Origin of the sequence: Paenibacillus sp. FSL P4-0338, assembly GCF_038002365.1 — a bacterium.
GTDB lineage: Bacteria > Bacillota > Bacilli > Paenibacillales > Paenibacillaceae > Paenibacillus_AQ.
In genome coordinates this window covers 3,321,907-3,339,254 of the sequence record NZ_JBBOCG010000001.1, presented here as the reverse complement: position 1 = coordinate 3,339,254, position 17,348 = coordinate 3,321,907, and the positions used below count along the sequence as shown (strand labels likewise).

The 17,348-nt window shown below is 54.5% G+C and carries 13 protein-coding genes; 11 read left to right on the top strand and 2 right to left on the bottom strand.

The window, feature by feature from the left end; all coding sequences use genetic code 11:
* Positions 1 to 279 precede the first annotated feature (279 nt).
* Both ileS and MKZ07_RS14725 read left to right on the top strand, forming a co-directional pair.
* Positions 280 to 3,372 (top strand): isoleucine--tRNA ligase, encoded by a 3,093-nt coding sequence (gene ileS / locus MKZ07_RS14730; protein ID WP_036690160.1) that lies wholly within the window; start codon positions 280 to 282, stop codon positions 3,370 to 3,372.
* Between the two features lie 411 nt (positions 3,373 to 3,783).
* Positions 3,784 to 4,119, top strand: a complete 336-nt coding sequence (locus MKZ07_RS14725; RefSeq protein ID WP_036690337.1) for a DUF5665 domain-containing protein — start codon at positions 3,784 to 3,786, stop codon at positions 4,117 to 4,119.
* Positions 4,120 to 4,425: 306 nt separating this feature from the next.
* Here the strand turns inward: MKZ07_RS14725 and MKZ07_RS14720 are convergent, their stop codons facing one another.
* On the bottom strand, positions 4,426 to 5,154 hold the full coding sequence (locus MKZ07_RS14720; protein ID WP_036690159.1) for a TraR/DksA C4-type zinc finger protein: 729 nt from the start codon (positions 5,152 to 5,154) through the stop codon (positions 4,426 to 4,428).
* A gap of 287 nt (positions 5,155 to 5,441) precedes the next feature.
* Between MKZ07_RS14720 and lspA the strand changes: the two genes are divergently transcribed.
* From lspA to MKZ07_RS14705, 3 genes are all read left to right on the top strand, one after another.
* Positions 5,442 to 5,945, top strand: a complete 504-nt coding sequence (lspA, locus tag MKZ07_RS14715) for a signal peptidase II (RefSeq protein WP_036690157.1) — start codon at positions 5,442 to 5,444, stop codon at positions 5,943 to 5,945.
* Positions 5,938 to 6,912: an RluA family pseudouridine synthase gene (locus tag MKZ07_RS14710; RefSeq protein WP_036690155.1), complete on the top strand. Its 975-nt coding sequence runs from the start codon at positions 5,938 to 5,940 to the stop codon at positions 6,910 to 6,912. The genes lspA and MKZ07_RS14710 overlap by 8 nt, the downstream gene beginning before the upstream one ends.
* A gap of 101 nt (positions 6,913 to 7,013) precedes the next feature.
* Positions 7,014 to 8,267 carry an LL-diaminopimelate aminotransferase gene (locus MKZ07_RS14705; RefSeq protein WP_036690154.1) on the top strand — a complete coding sequence of 418 codons (1,254 nt, stop codon included), beginning with the start codon at positions 7,014 to 7,016 and terminating at the stop codon, positions 8,265 to 8,267.
* 123 nt (positions 8,268 to 8,390) lie between these two features.
* On the opposite strand, the gene MKZ07_RS14700 is transcribed toward MKZ07_RS14705, so the two are convergent.
* Positions 8,391 to 8,951 carry a GNAT family N-acetyltransferase gene (locus MKZ07_RS14700; RefSeq protein ID WP_341026346.1) on the bottom strand — a complete coding sequence of 187 codons (561 nt, stop codon included), beginning with the start codon at positions 8,949 to 8,951 and terminating at the stop codon, positions 8,391 to 8,393.
* Positions 8,952 to 9,122: 171 nt separating this feature from the next.
* On the opposite strand from MKZ07_RS14700, the gene MKZ07_RS14695 reads away from it, so the two are divergent.
* From MKZ07_RS14695 to carB, 6 genes are all read left to right on the top strand, one after another.
* Entirely contained in the window at positions 9,123 to 9,359 is a 237-nt protein-coding gene (locus tag MKZ07_RS14695; protein ID WP_036690152.1) for a hypothetical protein, read from the top strand.
* A 589-nt stretch (positions 9,360 to 9,948) separates the two neighbouring features.
* Positions 9,949 to 10,530 carry a bifunctional pyr operon transcriptional regulator/uracil phosphoribosyltransferase PyrR gene (gene pyrR / locus MKZ07_RS14690; protein WP_036690150.1) on the top strand — a complete coding sequence of 194 codons (582 nt, stop codon included), beginning with the start codon at positions 9,949 to 9,951 and terminating at the stop codon, positions 10,528 to 10,530.
* A gap of 2 nt (positions 10,531 to 10,532) precedes the next feature.
* On the top strand, positions 10,533 to 11,441 hold the full coding sequence (locus tag MKZ07_RS14685) for an aspartate carbamoyltransferase catalytic subunit (protein WP_076154249.1): 909 nt from the start codon (positions 10,533 to 10,535) through the stop codon (positions 11,439 to 11,441).
* Positions 11,442 to 11,570: 129 nt separating this feature from the next.
* Entirely contained in the window at positions 11,571 to 12,845 is a 1,275-nt protein-coding gene (locus MKZ07_RS14680) for a dihydroorotase (protein ID WP_442792414.1), read from the top strand.
* 84 nt (positions 12,846 to 12,929) lie between these two features.
* Positions 12,930 to 14,111, top strand: a complete 1,182-nt coding sequence (gene carA, locus MKZ07_RS14675; RefSeq protein WP_051493110.1) for a glutamine-hydrolyzing carbamoyl-phosphate synthase small subunit — start codon at positions 12,930 to 12,932, stop codon at positions 14,109 to 14,111.
* 1 nt (position 14,112) lies between these two features.
* Positions 14,113 to 17,334: a carbamoyl-phosphate synthase large subunit gene (gene carB, locus MKZ07_RS14670; RefSeq protein WP_036690146.1), complete on the top strand. Its 3,222-nt coding sequence runs from the start codon at positions 14,113 to 14,115 to the stop codon at positions 17,332 to 17,334.
* Positions 17,335 to 17,348: the final 14 nt, after the last annotated feature.

Sequence of the window (17,348 nt, the reverse complement as noted above, 5' to 3'; positions counted from 1 at the left end):
CGGCAAGGACCCCGGGCGGAAGCCCGGTGGTGCACTAGCGCAGTTAAGGCCCCGCAGGCGTACCCGTCAGGGGAGCCTAAGAAGGGCCGAGGACTCCACCGAAGTAATCCTTCCCGTCCACTGACCCTGCTCCTTACGCGATGCACTTATTTCGGGTGTCCAGAGGGCGGCGCCCTTGGGGCCCTCCCTTGGCGAAGGGAGGGTTTGGGAGGGATCGAAAAGCTTTTATAAAAGGTTAAAGGTTTTGAAATATTTTTTTAAACGAAGGGATTGACCATTATGCATAAGGTAGACGTCAAAGAAAAAGCCCGGGCCAGAGATGTCCGGATCTTGAAAAAGTGGAGCGAGGAGGACACGTTCCGCCGATCCATGGAGAACCGTGAGGGACGACCGAACTATGTGTTCTATGAAGGGCCGCCGACGGCGAACGGAGTGCCGCATATCGGGCACGTGCTGGGCCGGGTCATCAAGGATTTTATCGGCCGCTACCAGACCATGAAGGGCTTCCGCGTCATCCGCAAAGCGGGCTGGGATACGCACGGCCTGCCGGTAGAGCTCGGGGTGCAGAAGAAGCTCGGCATCTCCGGCAAGCAGGATATCGAAGAATACGGCGTGGAGAAGTTCATCAAGGAATGTAAGGAAAGTGTCTTCGGCTATGAGAAGCAGTGGCGGGAATTCACAGAAGCGATCGGCTATTGGACGGACCTGGATCATCCGTATGTAACGCTGGACAATACGTATATCGAGAGCGTGTGGAACATCCTGGCTACGGTTCATGAGAAGGGCCTGATGTACCGGGGGCACCGCGTTAGCCCTTACTGCCCGAGCTGCCAGACGACCCTCAGCTCCCATGAAGTTGCCCAGGGGTATAAGACAGTTAAGGATCTGAGTGCTACCGCCAAGTTCAAGCTGGACGGCAGCGGTGACTATGTGCTGGCCTGGACGACTACGCCTTGGACGCTTCCGGCACATATGGCGCTGGCGATGAATCCGGCGATGGAATATGTGCGTGCGCAGCAGGAAGACGGCGTATATGTACTGGCCAAGAATCTGGTGGACGAAGTGCTGAAGGGCGAGTACACCATCCTGTCTACACACACTGGCGCTGACTTTATCGGCCAGAGCTATACACCGCCGTTCGGTTATATCAAGGCGGAGAAGCATAATGTGATCGTCGGAGCCTCTTTTGTAACGGATTCCAGCGGTACCGGGATCGTACATATGGCTCCGGCACACGGGGAAGACGACTATAAAAGCTGCCGCGAGAATGGGATCAGCTTTGTGAATGTAGTAGATACTTCCGGGAAATACACAGATGTAGTGATTGATTTTGCCGGACGGTTCGTGAAGGACTGTGATCTGGATATCGTGAAGGTGCTGTCTGAACGCGGACTGCTCTACCACAAAGAGAAATACGAGCACAGCTATCCGTTCTGCTGGCGCTGCGACACCCCGCTGCTCTATTACGCAACAGACAGCTGGTTCATCCAGACGACAGCGATCAAGGATCAGCTGATTGCCAACAATAACAGTGTAGACTGGTACCCAGACCATGTGCGTGAAGGCCGCTTCGGCAAGTTCCTGGAAGAGCTGGTGGACTGGAATATCAGCCGTAACCGCTACTGGGGTACGCCGCTTAACGTATGGGTATGCCAGGATACAGGCAAGGAATTTGCACCGCACAGCATCGCCGAGCTGAGAGCAATGGCGATCGGAGAGGTCGCTGAGGATATCGAGCTGCATAAGCCGTACGTGGATAATATCCAGCTGCGCAGCCCGTTCAGCGAAGGCGGCATCATGATCCGCACTCCGGAAGTGATCGACGTCTGGTTCGACAGCGGCTCGATGCCATTCGCCCAGAGTCATTATCCGTTTGAGAATCAAGACCGGTTCGAGGACCAGTATCCGGCAGATATGATCTGCGAAGGGATCGACCAGACGCGGGGCTGGTTCTACAGCCTGCTGGCGGTATCAACCCTGTTCACAGGCAAGGCGCCATACAAGGCGGTTATCGCCCACGGCCATATTTTCGATGAGAACGGTCAGAAGATGTCCAAATCCAAAGGCAATGTCATCGACCCTTGGGAAATCATGAACGAATACGGTACGGATGCCTTCCGCTGGGCTATTCTGTCTGACAGTGCGCCGTGGAACAACAAGCGGTTCTCGCGTGGTCTGGTCGGGGAGACGAAGTCTAAGGTAGTGGATACGCTGGTGAACACGCATGCCTTCCTTACGCTGTATGCCGGGATCGACGGCTATGATCCTGCAGATCACCCGTTCAAGTTGTCTGAGCATAAGCTCGACCGCTGGATTCTCTCCCGCCTGAACAGCCTGATCGTGCTGCTCGATAAGGGGCTGGCCGTGAATGATTTCGTGAACACCTCCAAGGCCATTGAGAACTTCGTGGATGAGCTAAGCAACTGGTACATCCGCCGGTCCCGTGACCGTTTCTGGGGCAGCGGGCTGGGTGAAGAGAAGCTGGATGCTTACCGCACCCTTACGCATGTCCTGCTGACCACAGCTAAGCTGATGGCTCCATTCACCCCGATGCTATCCGAGGATATCTTCACCAACCTGGGCGGCGGGGAGAGTGTGCATCTGGCAGACTATCCAGCAGCAGATGAGAACCTGATCGATCTTGCCCTGGAAAAAGATATGGAGTACGCCCGCGGCATCGTCGAACTGGCCCGTAACGTCCGCAACGAGAGCGGCATCAAGACCCGCCAGCCGTTATCCGAGCTGATCGCGTCTACTCCGGACGACTTCAACGTGGCGGATTATGAAGAACTGATCAAAGAAGAGATCAACGTCAAAAATATCGTTATCGAGCACAGCGACAGCGGCTTCGTAGACTTCACCCTGAAGCTGAACCTGAAGGTGGCAGGCAAGAAATATGGCAAGAGCGTCGGCTTCCTGCAAGGCTTCCTCAAAGCAATGGACAGTGACGCTACCCGCAAAGCGGTGCAAGAAGGCGTTATCGCCATTGTGTCACCGGACGGAGAAGAGCTGCAGATTACGTCTGAGGAGCTGCTGGTTGAGAAGCAGGCCAAGCCAGGCTTTGCCTCCGCTTCCGGCTATGGACTGACTGTGGCCTTGAACACAGAAATCACGCCGGAGCTGGTCCAGGAAGGCTGGGTACGCGAAGTTGTACGTGCGGTGCAGGATTACCGCAAACGTCTGGATCTGCCGATCGACAAGCGGATTGCCCTGACCCTGCATGTCGATGATGAGCTGAAGGCGGCGGTGACTGCATTCGAGCATGTGCTGCGTGAGAATGTACTGGTGACTACGGTGGATTTTGACGGAGATTATACCTATGAGACAGTGGATGCCGGCGGCAAGAGCATCGGTATTCATATCGGCGCTTAACTCCGGAGCGGCCGCGCATTTCCTGTATTGCTTGTCCCTATCTGGCATATACTAGCCGCAAAGGAAAAGTTTCCACGGGTTAGAATGCAAATGACGAGCCCTGTGCTTGAAGAGAGAATTCTCTTCGACCGGGCTCGTTTGTTTTGCGGCGTATAGACAACCAGGAGGTGCAGGGGCATGGGGGGATGGAAAGGCGGGAAGAATCCTGCAGAGCAGCCGAAGCAGCCGGAAGAGCCGGAAGAGCCAGGCAGAATTTTGATCAGAACTACGGACAGCGGGAACAACAGGGAGGACGCACCGCATGAGGAGCAGCCCCCGCATTCTGGAGCAGGCTCATCGGGCAAGACAGATCCGGGCACAGAATATCCTGAGAAAAGTCAGCCAGCCGCTTCTTCCCATCCTAAGCCTAAGGTGGCTGTCACAGCAGCCGTTGATCCGGCCGATCTTCCCCCGGAAGAGAAGCTGAATGCCCTGTACCGGATGACCACGAGTCTGGCCCAGCAGATGGAGAAGTCAAGGATCTCGGAATATACCGAGCTGCTGTATTCCCCCTTCCGGCTGATCTGGCTGAACATCCTCTCCGGAGTAGCCAGGGGGCTGGGGATTGCGCTCGGGTTTACTTTTTTTGCGGCGACGATTATTTATGTGCTTCAGGTGCTGGGTGCGCTCAACCTGCCGATTATCGGCGACTATATCGCGGATATTGTGCGGATTGTCCAGCATCAGCTGGAGCTGAAGACGTTCTGAGCGGCGCTGAACCTGAAAGAACCCCACAATGGTGGGGCCTTGCGATTAGTAGGTAGTGGAACAGGGTTCCAAGACAAGCACAGGGACAGATAATTGTAGAATGTACAACTAAATGCAGCAAAATAGCCTGCTTTAAACGGATAACTGCAATCTGTACAACTAAATTCGCCTAAAGAGGCCTCAACTTAGAATTCGAGCCTTTTTAAATGTACGGAATGCAACTAAATAGGATAGAGCGTATGAATCAGATGTTTTAGTTGTACAAAGTGCATTTAAGCCTTTCCAGCTCCCTCATCGGCTGCTGCGCTACTTCCGTTCTTTTCGAGTCGGGTCCAGCAGGTAGTCGCCTTCCTCGTCGTCCATGTAATGGCGGTAGCTGTTGCCTTTGATGATCGTCAGATGGTTGCCGGTGATGTCGGTAGCCACGAAGTTCTCCCAGGGCTCCACGAAGCCCTCGGTTTCGTCCGCTTCGATCTCCATATCATTGTAAGAGCCGATATTGCTGCCTTCAGCCATCGCAGGGGAATCCGAATTGCCCCAGCTCTCCACGATCTGCCAGGCATCCTCACCATCGAAGCCGTTCTGGTCATCCCGCTCATCCAGACTGGTGCGGCCAAACGGCGGAGTCAGCAGCTCCTCCTCGGCCGGACGGGTGAATGGAGCGCTCTGGCGGGGAGCATGCTCTTTCGTGTAGCGGGTGGAGGGAAGGGCGGCCAGGCGTTCATAAGGAATTGGTTCGCCGCTGGCGATGCAGATGCCGTAGGTTCCTTCGTCCATCGCCCGCAGGGCGGATTCAATATCGTCCAGCTCATGCTCATCGCGCTCCAGCAGGGAGATATCCATGGAACGGTTATACAGCTCTGTGGCGGCATCACCGGGATGGTTGTCGATTTCGGACAGCTCTCCAGTGTTGTCCCGCATTGCCTCCTGCAATCCGTATTGTCCGCTGCTCTTCAGCCTGTGCTCAATATCCTCCTGCTGCTGCAGGAGAGCAGTACGCAGCCCGGAGAGCTGCTTTGATGTCAGATGGCTCATTGCTGTGAGCTCCTTTCGGTAGCTAATCGCTGAAATGGGCTTAGCGCCGGCGCCAGGGAGGAAGGATGGAAGAGTACCCCGGCAGGAACCGGCGAAGCCGTTTTGTTCTAAAGATAGCTTGGCCTCCGGGGCCCTTTTTTAGCGCTGGCAAATAGTGCCCTGCCTTAACCGGTTTGCCAGGTCATGCAATAGACGGGTTCTTGAGGCCTGTGCTACAATATACAAGTCTTTATTCAGTATTCGTACCGCGTAGCCGCGGGAAAAATAAGAACGGAGTGACAACTTCTGTGGTGTACTTTCTGATTGCGCTAATTGTATTTCTGATTGACCAGGGTACCAAATATCTGATTGCCACCCGGCTGGAGCTCGCAGAGCAAATTCCGGTAATCAAGGATTTCTTCATTATTACGTCGCACCGCAATCGTGGAGCCGCCTTCGGAATTCTGGAGGGGCAGCAGTGGTTCTTCATTGTGATTACAGTAATCGTTGTATGCGGAATCGTCTGGTACCTGAACAAGGCCCGCAAGACCCGCAAGCTGCTGCCTACCGCGCTGGCGCTTGTCCTTGGCGGAGCAGTCGGCAACTTCCTGGACCGGATTCTTAACGGTGAGGTTGTGGATTTCCTCATGTTCAATTTCGGAAGCTATACGTTCCCGATCTTCAACGTGGCCGATTCCTGTATCGTGGTCGGGGTGGGTCTGATTATTCTGGACACGCTGCTGGAAGTGAAGGGTGAACAGGAAGTCACCGAGGTGAAGGAATCACAGGAAGTCAAAGAAGGGAATGAATGATTTGAACAAAGACGTCAAAGGGCTGGCGGATTCTGGCGCCCTCGAGGAAGAAAGAGACGTCACCGAATGGATCGTTGCCGAGGGCAATGCGCGGGAGCGGATTGATAAATATGTTACAGAGGCCATGGAAGACGAGATCTCGCGCTCCCAGGTTCAGCTATGGATCAGCAGCGGCCATGTAGTGGTCAACGGCTCGCCGGTCAAAGCGAACTACAAGCTGAATGAAGGCGATAAGGTAACTGTTACGGTGCCCGAGCCCGAGGTTACGGACCTGATCGCACAGGATATTCCGCTTGATGTGGCTTATGAGGACAGCGATGTGATTGTAGTGAACAAGGTGCGCGGCATGGTTGTGCATCCGGCAGTGGGACATCCCTCCGGCACCCTGGTCAATGCGCTGATGTATCATTGCAAGGACCTGTCTGGCATTAACGGCGAGATTCGTCCAGGCATTGTCCACCGGATCGACAAGGATACCTCCGGTCTGATTATGGCGGCCAAGAATGACGCCAGTCATGCTTCGCTGTCCGCCCAGCTTAAGGAGCACAGTGTGACCCGCCGCTATATCGCAGTGGTGCACGGCAATCTGTCTCATGACAAGGGAACCGTAGATGCTCCGATCGGCCGTGATCCGCATGACCGCAAGCTGTATACCGTAACCGAGAAGAACAGCAAGCGCTCCGTGACGCATTTTACCGTGCTGGAGCGGTTTGGTGACTGCACACTGCTGGAGCTTCAGCTGGAGACAGGGCGCACGCATCAGATCCGTGTTCACATGAAGTTCATCGGCCATCCGCTGGTGGGGGATCCGATCTACGGGCGCAGCAAGGGAACTACTATGAACGGACAAGCCCTGCATGCAGCGGTACTGGGTTTTGTACATCCTTCTACAGGCGAGTACAAGGAGTTCAGCGCGCCGATTCCGGCGGATATGGAAGAACTTCTATTTACGCTGCGCAGCAGATAAGTACAAATCAATAGATTATAAATCCATGGTACAGCGGCCGGATTTGCGTCATATTTAGAGCATAGATTCACAACATAGGCCCAGGAGATGAGTAGAAGATTATGAGTATTGAACACTATCAGGCTACATTCATTCAGACGAATTTTGCAGACCGCATCGGCGGCGAAGGATACGGCAAGGACACCTCCATCTACAAATTTGAGAAAATCAAACGCGCCAAAGCCTCGGCGAAGCAGGATTTTCCGAACATTGAACTGATCGACATGGGCGTCGGCGAGCCGGACGAAATGGCAGATGAAGGCATTGTGTCCAGACTTGCACTGGAAGCGGCCAAGGAAGAGAACCGCGGCTACTCCGATAACGGTATTCCTGAATTCAAGGACGCTGCGGCCGTGTATCTTAAGGAAGTTTTTCAGGTGGACGGAATTGACCCTGTAACGGAAATCGTGCATTCGATCGGCTCGAAGCCTGCGCTGGCTATGCTGCCATCCGTATTCATTAATCCGGGCGACATCACGATCATGACCATTCCGGGCTATCCGGTGCTGGGTACTCATACCAAGTATCTGGGGGGACAAGTCTACTCCGTGGAGCTTAAGAAGGAGAACAACTTCCTGCCTGACCTGAACTCCATTCCTGAGGATGTAGCCCGCAAGGCGAAGCTGCTCTACCTCAACTATCCGAACAACCCTACCGGTGCAAGTGCCACACCTGAATTCTTCACTGAAGTAGTGGCCTGGGCCAAAAAATATGATGTAGTCGTAATCCATGATGCTCCTTATGCTGCATTGACGTATGACGGCGTGAAGCCGCTGAGCTTCCTGTCCGTGCCTGGTGCCAAGGATGTCGGTGTTGAGCTGCACTCCCTGTCCAAGTCCTATAACATGACCGGCTGGAGAATCGGCTTCGTGGCCGGCAACCCGCTGATCGTGAAGGCGTTCAGTGATGTGAAGGACAACAATGATTCCGGCCAGTTCATCGCGATTCAAAAAGCTGCTGCTTACGGTCTCTCTCATCCCGAGATTACCGAAGCTATTGCCGTCAAGTACTCCCGCCGCCACAACATGCTGGTGGATGCGCTGAACAGCCTGGGCTTCAAGGCCGAGAAGCCGAAGGGCTCCTTCTTCCTCTATGTAGCCGCGCCAAAAGGCGTCAAGGGCGGACGCCGCTTCGAATCCGGCGAGGATTTCTCACAGTTCCTGATCCGCGAGAAGCTCATCTCCACCGTGCCTTGGGATGATGCCGGCGCGTTCGTGCGTTTCTCCGTGACCTTCGTCGCCAAGGGCGAGGAGGAGGAGAAGCGTGTCATCTCCGAAATCCAAAGACGTCTGAGCGATGTTGAATTTGAATTTTAAGTTTGGTTTATATGGGGCCGCTGCGGAGCAATCTGCGGCGGCTTTTTTGTGGTGCGCGTAATGATAGGGAGGGGTGGCCAAATGTAATCGGAAAACCGATCATATTGCGCCGCGAGAGCCTGTCTAACCCTTCCGGTAAGCCACCCGATGGAAAGCATTAATGTACCGAAACAGCGCTTCACCATCATCCGGCACATTCGCCGTTTCACCCAGCGGCAGCATCATGGCCTGATAAGGCTCCGGTACCATTCGATATTGATGCACATAGGAGGTCAGGACGAATCCGTTCCGCTCCCAGAAATGAATACGCTCCTTGTGCGATTCCGTAGCCCCCGATTCCGCTTCGATGATGACTCCCCGGATGCCATGTTCCTGCACCGCCCAAGCTTTGATCTGCTCCAGTATCCAGGTCCCCGTACCCTCCCCGCGCAATAGCTTATCTACTGCCAGGTAATCGATAATCAGGATCTTGTCCGCAGCTTGTCCCACTACACCGGTAACACCCATCGCGACAACCACCCCCTGATGCACCCCCGCATGTAAGTAGCCAACCCCCCGGTTCAGCATACTGCGCAGAATCCCCTTAGTCTTAGCCCCGCTCGGAAAAGCCTCATGGTAGATCCGCTCCATCCGCCCCCACCACGCTTCATCCCACTCTTCTATAGTAATAAACTCCATGTTCATGATTGTATTCGCCTCCAGTTCCATTCCAGTTTTATCATAACAGAGCAGGGGGGTAGAACGAAATCAGGGTAGATCGCTCGTGTAAAAAAATGGTATATTATGAGAGCTAATAATCAGACTCTTGGGCTATTGGATTTCGTACGACATTATATTTCCATTAGGAGAGAGAAGATGAACACAACACCCACACATGCTGAAACCCATAAGAAAGCTGATATTGCTGAAGACAGTGCCGGTTATATTGATGAACAATTGCTGCCTCAGCAGCTGATCGAAGGCGGGGGGCCTTTTCGGCGAGTTGATCTAACCTGCCTTCCCGGACCCGTGAAATATATAGGATACATGATTGTCTACGGTATCCCCATGTTGTTAGTAGGTTTGATTGTGGCGGTTACTTTTTTTAAATGAGCCGGCCTATTGCCGCTGATGCGGTGTCTTGTGCCATTGGTGCAATTTCTGCATTCCGCAGTTGTGTAATTCGCACGATCAGCGCAGCGCCATAGTGCCCCCTCTGCCTGCCCCTCCCCCAAGGGGGGATGGAAAGTCCTTGTCCCTTGCACCGTTTAGGTGGAAGCGGCGGAGGGGATTTTGGAACTGTAGGAGCGATAGCGTTCGCCTTTGTCTCCGGATTTAATCCGCTAAGCGGTTAATTCAAATCAATCTGGAGACAACAGCGACCGAAAGTCCAAAATCACCGCAGCCGCGCCCTCCTCTAAATCGTCCTGTGAAGAAAATTTGACATCCCCCCGTCCATCTGTCATAATTCCCTATAGTTGAATAGCGCCTTTAATTCAGTCCCGTGAGGCTGGCAAGGTAACGTGAATCGAGGTTCGCGTAAGAAAGCAGGAATCCGTAGGAGTACGGAGGGCCTTTTTCTGCGCGCGGACACGCCATCTTTTTGAATCTGCGGATTTCACTCCTTGCCTGTTTTGGGCAAGGAGTTTTTTTGTTTCCGGGGAACTTGAACAGGCGATCAAGCAGGAGGATGGCAAAGAGGATGGTTACTGAAAAAAATGTCATTATGGACGAAACGGCGATTCGCCGGGCACTGTCACGCATTGCACATGAGATTTTGGAGAAAAACAAGGGTATCGAGAATTGCCTGCTGGTCGGCATCCGGACCCGGGGGATCTACCTGGCTCAGCGGATCGCAGAGCGGATTAAGGAAATTGAAGGTGTGGACATCCCTTACGGGGAGCTGGACATTACCCATTACCGTGATGACCGCGAAGGCGGCGGGGACAACCGGGACGCGATGGATAAGACAGTTGTGAACAGCAACCTGATCCTGCCTCCGGGCTCGAGCGGCACCCGGGACAAGAAAGTGATCCTGTTCGACGATGTACTGTACACCGGAAGAACGATCCGCGCGGCAATGGATGCGCTGATGGATTGCGGACGGCCCCGGATGATCCAGCTGGCTGTACTGGCTGACCGCGGCCACCGGGAACTGCCGATCCGCCCCGATTATATCGGCAAGAACGTACCTACCTCCAGGCATGAGCAGATTGAAGTGTCCCTGAGCGAATATGACGGCAAGGACGAAGTGTACATTATTTCAAACCGGGAGGAACGATAACAATGATGACGGCAACCAAAGTGAAGGAACGCAGTCTGCTGGGGATGAAGGAGCTGGCGGGGTCGGAGATTAACCAGCTGTTAGACAGAACAGCCTACTGGGATAATCAGAGCGAGAAGCTCACGCCGGTGTTGAGAGCACATTTTGTTGCCAATATGTTTTTCGAGAATAGTACAAGAACCCGCTTTTCCTTCGAAATGGCCGAGAAACGCCTGGGTGTACAAGTACTTAACTTCACGGCTGCGGCCTCCAGTGTAGAGAAGGGCGAGTCGATCTACGACACAGTGCGCACACTGGAGTCAATGGGCATCGATGCCGGAGTGGTCCGGCTGAAGCCAGCCGGGGTACTGCAGCAGCTAGCCGAGAAGGTAGGCGTTCCGCTGATCAATGCCGGGGACGGCAACAACGAACATCCGACGCAGGCGCTGCTGGACCTGTACACGATGCGCAAGCATTTTGGCGGATTGAAGGGCTTGAAGGTTTCGATTATTGGGGATATTATGCACAGCCGGGTCGCACGGTCCAACCTCTGGGCACTCACCAAATTGGGGGCAAGCGTGCAGTTCTGCGCACCGGTGAATATGCAGGCTCCTGAGCTTGCGGCCTACGCTCCATATGTGTCTATGGAAGAAGCGCTGAAAGCGGATGTGGTCATGATGCTGAGAGTGCAGCTGGAGCGGCATGCCTCAGGTATTATTTTATCGGCTGAGCAGTACCGGGAGCACTTCGGGCTGACCGAGGAACGGGCGTCGAGACTGGACCCGGCAACGATCATCATGCACCCGGCGCCGGTGAACCGCAATGTGGAGATCGACGATGCGGTGGTGGAGAGCAGCCAGTCCCGGATTTTCCCGCAGATGGCGAACGGAGTGCCGGTACGGATGGCTGTTATGGAGCGGGCGCTGCAATAGCGCAGCAGAACTGCAACAGAAAAACCTCACATAAGAGTATTAATAAATATACACAAAGATGAATTTTTATTATATAATAACTACAGAGCTTACGGCTGCGGCCGGAAGGCACAAAGGAGAATCATAACCGTGATCATCAAAAATGCCAGTGTACTGAACGAAGAAGGCGTACTGGAGCGCAAGCATATTGTTGTGCAGGACGGAATTATCTCGAAGATTCAGGATGCCGCGGAAGCGGTAGAGGAAGCCGGAGAGACCGTTGAAGCGGAAGGTAAGCTGCTGATACCGGGACTGATCGATATGCATGTGCACCTGCGTGAGCCGGGCTTCGAGCATAAGGAAACCATTGAGACGGGTGCGCGTTCGGCGGCCAAGGGCGGATTCACGACCATAGCTTGTATGCCGAACACACGCCCGGTAACTGACAGTGCAGAGATCGTACAGCTGGTTAAGGATAAGGCGCGCGAAGCGGGACTTGTGAAGGTTCTGCCTTACGCGGCCATTACCAAGAATGAGCTGGGACGCGAGCTGACGGATTTTGCGGCACTGAAGGAAGCGGGAGCGATCGGCTTCACCGATGACGGCGTAGGCGTGCAGAGTGCGCAGATGATGAAGGATGCAATGAAGCTGGCGAAGGAACTGGATATGCCGGTGATTGCCCACTGTGAGGATAACTCGCTGGTAGAAGGAGCGCCGGTAGCTGAGGGCACTTTTGCCGACAAGCATGGCCTGAAGGGAATTCCGAATGAGTCGGAAGCCATTCATGTAGGCCGTGACATTCTGTTGTCTGAAGCAACGGGTGTTCACTATCATGTGTGCCATGTCAGCACCGAGCAATCGGTCCGGCTGATCCGCCAGGCGAAGCAAATCGGCATTAAGGTGACCGCCGAGGTATGCCCGCATCATCTGCTGCTCTCGGAGGAAGATATTCCGGGCATGGACGCCAATTGGAAAATGAACCCGCCGCTGCGCTCGCGACGCGACGTGGAAGCTTGCATCGAAGGGCTGCTGGACGGCACGCTGGATATCATCGTGACTGACCATGCCCCGCACAGCGAGGAAGAGAAAGCCAAAGGCATGCAGCTTGCACCGTTTGGCATCGTCGGCTTTGAGACGGCCTTCCCGCTGCTGTATACCGCTTTTGTGGCCACAGGCAAATGGGATCTGTCCCTGCTGGTGCAGCGGATGACCGCTGATCCGGCCCGGGTGTTCAGACTGAATACAGGCAGCCTTACAGTAGGGGCTCCTGCCGATCTGACCCTGATTGACTTGAATGAAGAGAAGGCAGTAGATCCTGCAACGTTTGCGAGCAAAGGCCGCAATACACCTTTTACCGGATGGAAGCTTAAGGGCTGGCCGGTGAAGACCTGGGTAGACGGCACAGCCGTATGGAGTGAGGCTTAACAGAAGTAAGCAGTAGCCCATGCAGCCCGGCTGCATGGCTGTGACATAAGAATCAGACTACAGAAACAAGAAGGAGTGGAAGGCATGCAGGCGAGATTGCTGCTTCAGGACGGAACACTGTTTACAGGCACCGCATTTGGCGCGGAAGGCGAGAAGACGGGCGAGGTTGTTTTTAACACAGGAATTACAGGCTATCAGGAGGTACTATCGGACCCTTCGTACTGCGGCCAGATCGTCACCATGACGTATCCGCTGATCGGGAATTACGGCATTACCCGTGATGACTTCGAGTCCGTGCGCCCTTTTGTACACGGCTTTGTTGTGCGGCGTCACGAATCCGTACCCAGCAACTGGCGTGCTGAATACAGTGTAGACGATCTGCTCAAGGAATATGATATTCCCGGCATCAGCGAGATTGATACCCGTATGCTTACCCGCATTATCCGCCACTATGGCACCATGAAGGCGATCCTCACCACTTCTAACAAGCGTGTGGAAGAACTGATGGAGATGATGGGTGATACTACTATTGAGGAGCTGCGCAATCAAGTGGCCCGTACCTCTACGACTAAAAGCTACACTAGCCCGGGCAATAAGGAGCGTATTGTGCTGGTCGATTACGGCGCGAAGACAGGCATCCTGCGCGAGCTGAACAGCCGTGGCTGTGATGTAGTGGTTGTGCCTCATGATGTTACAGCAGACGAGATCCGCCGACTGAACCCGGATGGCATTCAGCTCTCGAACGGCCCTGGGGACCCGAAGGATGTGCCTTATGCGGTACAGACAATCTCCGAGCTGCTCGGCGAATACCCGATCTTCGGCATCTGCCTGGGACACCAGCTGTTCGCACTGGCTTGCGGCGCTGATACAGAGAAGCTTAAGTTCGGCCATCGCGGCGGGAACCATCCGGTGAAGGAGCTGGAGAGCGGACGCTGCTTCATCACCTCCCAGAATCATGGCTACACCGTGAACGAGGAATCGATTGCCAGCACAGACCTGGAAGTTACCCATATCAATAACAATGACAAGACCGTTGAAGGACTGAAGCATACCCGCTACCCCGCTTTTTCGGTGCAGTATCATCCGGAAGCGGCGCCGGGACCGCATGACAGCAGTTATCTGTTCGACCGCTTCCTGCAGCTGATCGCAGATCACAAGGCGCAGCGGCCGGCCGGATCGCGCCAGGCACAGCTTGCGGCCAATGCCAGAATCACGGCACCGAAATCATCCGCACCCCAGCTTGAAGCCGTGAAAGGAGCTCTATAACATGCCTAAGAACAATAAACTCAAAAAAATTCTGGTTATCGGCTCCGGCCCGATCGTTATTGGTCAAGCTGCCGAATTCGACTATGCAGGCACACAGGCCTGTCAAGCCCTTAAAGAAGAGGGCGTCGAGGTCGTGCTGATCAACAGCAACCCGGCGACGATTATGACCGATACCAATATGGCTGACAAAGTATACATCGAGCCGATCACGCTGGAGTTCGTTACCGGCATTATCCGCCAGGAGCGCCCGGACGGGCTGCTGCCGACCCTCGGCGGACAGACCGGCCTGAACATGGCCGTAGAGCTGGCCCGTGCTGGAGTCCTGGAGCAGGAGAATGTGAAGCTGCTGGGGACCCAGCTCGAATCCATTGAGAAAGCAGAAGACCGTGATTTGTTCCGCGACCTGATGCGTGAGCTGGAACAGCCTGTGCCGGAAAGTGCGATCATTACCAGTGTGGAAGAAGCTCTTGGCTTCGCCGCAGGGATCGGCTATCCGCTGATCGTTCGTCCGGCATACACGCTGGGCGGAACCGGCGGCGGGATCTGCGACAACGAAGAAGAGCTGCGCGAGACCGTTAAGGCAGGTATCCGTTACAGCCCGATCGGCCAATGTCTGGTCGAGAAGAGTATCGCCGGCATGAAGGAAGTCGAATATGAGGTTATGCGTGATGCGAATGACAACTGTATTGTAGTCTGCAACATGGAGAACTTTGATCCGGTTGGCGTACATACGGGCGACAGTATCGTTGTGGCGCCTAGCCAGACGCTGTCCGACCGTGAATATCAGATGCTGCGCAGTGCTTCCCTGAAGATTATCCGCGCGCTGAATATTGAAGGCGGCTGTAATGTTCAGTTCGCACTCGACCCGCAGAGCTATCAGTACTACGTCATTGAAGTGAACCCGCGTGTAAGCCGCTCGTCAGCGCTGGCCTCGAAGGCGACCGGTTATCCGATTGCCAAGATGGCGGCCAAGATTGCCCTCGGTTATACGCTGGATGAAATTGTCAACCCGGTAACCGGCCAGACGTATGCTTGCTTCGAGCCTACGCTGGACTATATCGTCAGCAAGATCCCACGCTGGCCATTTGACAAGTTCATCTCGGCGAACCGCAAGCTGGGAACGCAGATGAAGGCGACCGGAGAGGTCATGGCGATTGGCCGGACTTTTGAAGAGTCGATTCACAAGGCGATCCGGTCGCTGGAGATCGGTGTCCACCGTTTCCGTCTGCCGGGAGCGGAGCTGCTTGAAGAGAGTGTGTTGCGCTATAGACTTGCCAAGCCGGATGATGAACGCCTGTTCCTGATCGCGGAAGCCTTCCGCCGCGGCTATGAACTGCAGGAGATTCAGGATATTACGAATGTGGACTGGTGGTTCCTCTCCAAGATCGAGGGGCTCGTGAGCTTCGAGGAGGAGATCCGTGCCGAAGAGACCTTGTCTGCTGAGACGCTGTATCAGGCCAAGCGCAAGGGCTTCACAGACCGGGCGATTGCCGAGATCCGTGCCGAAGGCCGTCCAGGTGGAGCATTCACTAAGGAGTCAGAGGTACGTGTGCTGCGTCTGCAGCAGGGTCTGGTTCCGGTATTCAAAATGGTAGATACCTGCGCCGCTGAATTTGAGGCCACAACACCATATTACTACTCGACCTATGAGACGGAGAATGAGGTCATTCATTCCGACAAGCAGAAGGTTATTGTCCTCGGCTCCGGCCCGATCCGTATCGGCCAGGGGATTGAATTTGACTACTCCACAGTGCATGCGGTGTGGGCGATTCAGAAGGCCGGCTATGAAGCTGTAATTATCAATAATAATCCAGAGACCGTATCGACGGATTTCAATACCTCGGACCGTCTGTACTTTGAGCCGCTGTTCTTCGAGGATGTCATGAACGTGATTGCTCAGGAGAATCCGATCGGAGTCATCGTACAGTTCGGCGGACAGACCGCGATTAACCTGGCTGCACCGCTTGCTGCTGCAGGCGTGAACATTCTGGGGACCAGCCTGGAGAGCATCGATGAAGCCGAGAACCGCAAGAAGTTCGAAGCGCTGCTGGCCCGTCTGGATATCGCACAACCTAAAGGCAAGACCGTAATCAACATCGATGAAGCCGTCGAAACCGCGCAATCCCTCGGTTATCCGGTGCTGGTTCGTCCATCGTATGTCCTGGGCGGACGCGCCATGGAGATTGTCTACAACGACACAGAGCTGCTGAGCTACATGGTTGAAGCGGTAAAAGTGAATCCGGAGCATCCGGTGCTGATCGACCGTTACATGCTGGGCAAGGAAGTGGAAGTGGACGCCATCTGCGACGGAGAGACAGTTGTCATTCCGGGCATCATGGAGCATGTGGAACGCGCAGGGGTTCACTCCGGCGACTCTATCGCTGTCTACCCGCCGCAATATCTGGATGAAGGTCTGAAGCAGAAGATTGCCGAGATTACCATCAAGATTGCCAAGGAGCTCAAGACCATCGGTCTGGTGAACATCCAGTTCGTCATTTATCAGAATGAAGTGTATGTCATTGAGGTCAACCCGCGCTCCTCACGTACGGTTCCGTTCCTGAGTAAGGTAACAGGTATTCCGATGGCGAACCTGGCGACCAAGATCATTCTCGGCGGCAAGCTGAAGGAAGATGGGTATACTGAAGGCTTATGGCCGGAGAGCGATTATGTGTCGGTAAAAGTACCGGTGTTCTCTTTTGCCAAGCTGCGCAGAGTAGAGCCTACGCTCGGACCGGAGATGAAATCTACCGGAGAAGTCATGGGCCGCGACAAACTGTATGCCAAGGCGCTCTACAAAGGCCTGATCGGTGCAGGAATGAAGATTCCCGCCACCGGCGCAATCATCGTAACCGTAGCCGACAAAGACAAGGCTGAAGCAGTTGAACTGATGAAGGGCTTCCATGCCATGGGCTACAAAATTATCGCCACCGGCGGTACAGCAGCGGCGCTGGAGCAGGCCGGGCTGAACGTAATGAATGTTAACAAGCTGGATGAAGGTGAGCCGACTATTCTGGATCTGATCCGCGGCGGTCAAGCGAACTTCGTCTTCAATACACTGACCAAGGGCAAAACGCCTGAGCGTGACGGATTCCGCATCCGCCGTGAAGCGGTAGAGAACGGAGTCGTATGTATGACCTCGCTCGATACGGTAACGGCGCTGCTGAGAATGCTGCAGACGATTAACTTCTCGTCCCAGCCGATGCCTGCTTTTGTTGGACAATAAGATAGAGGGTGAGG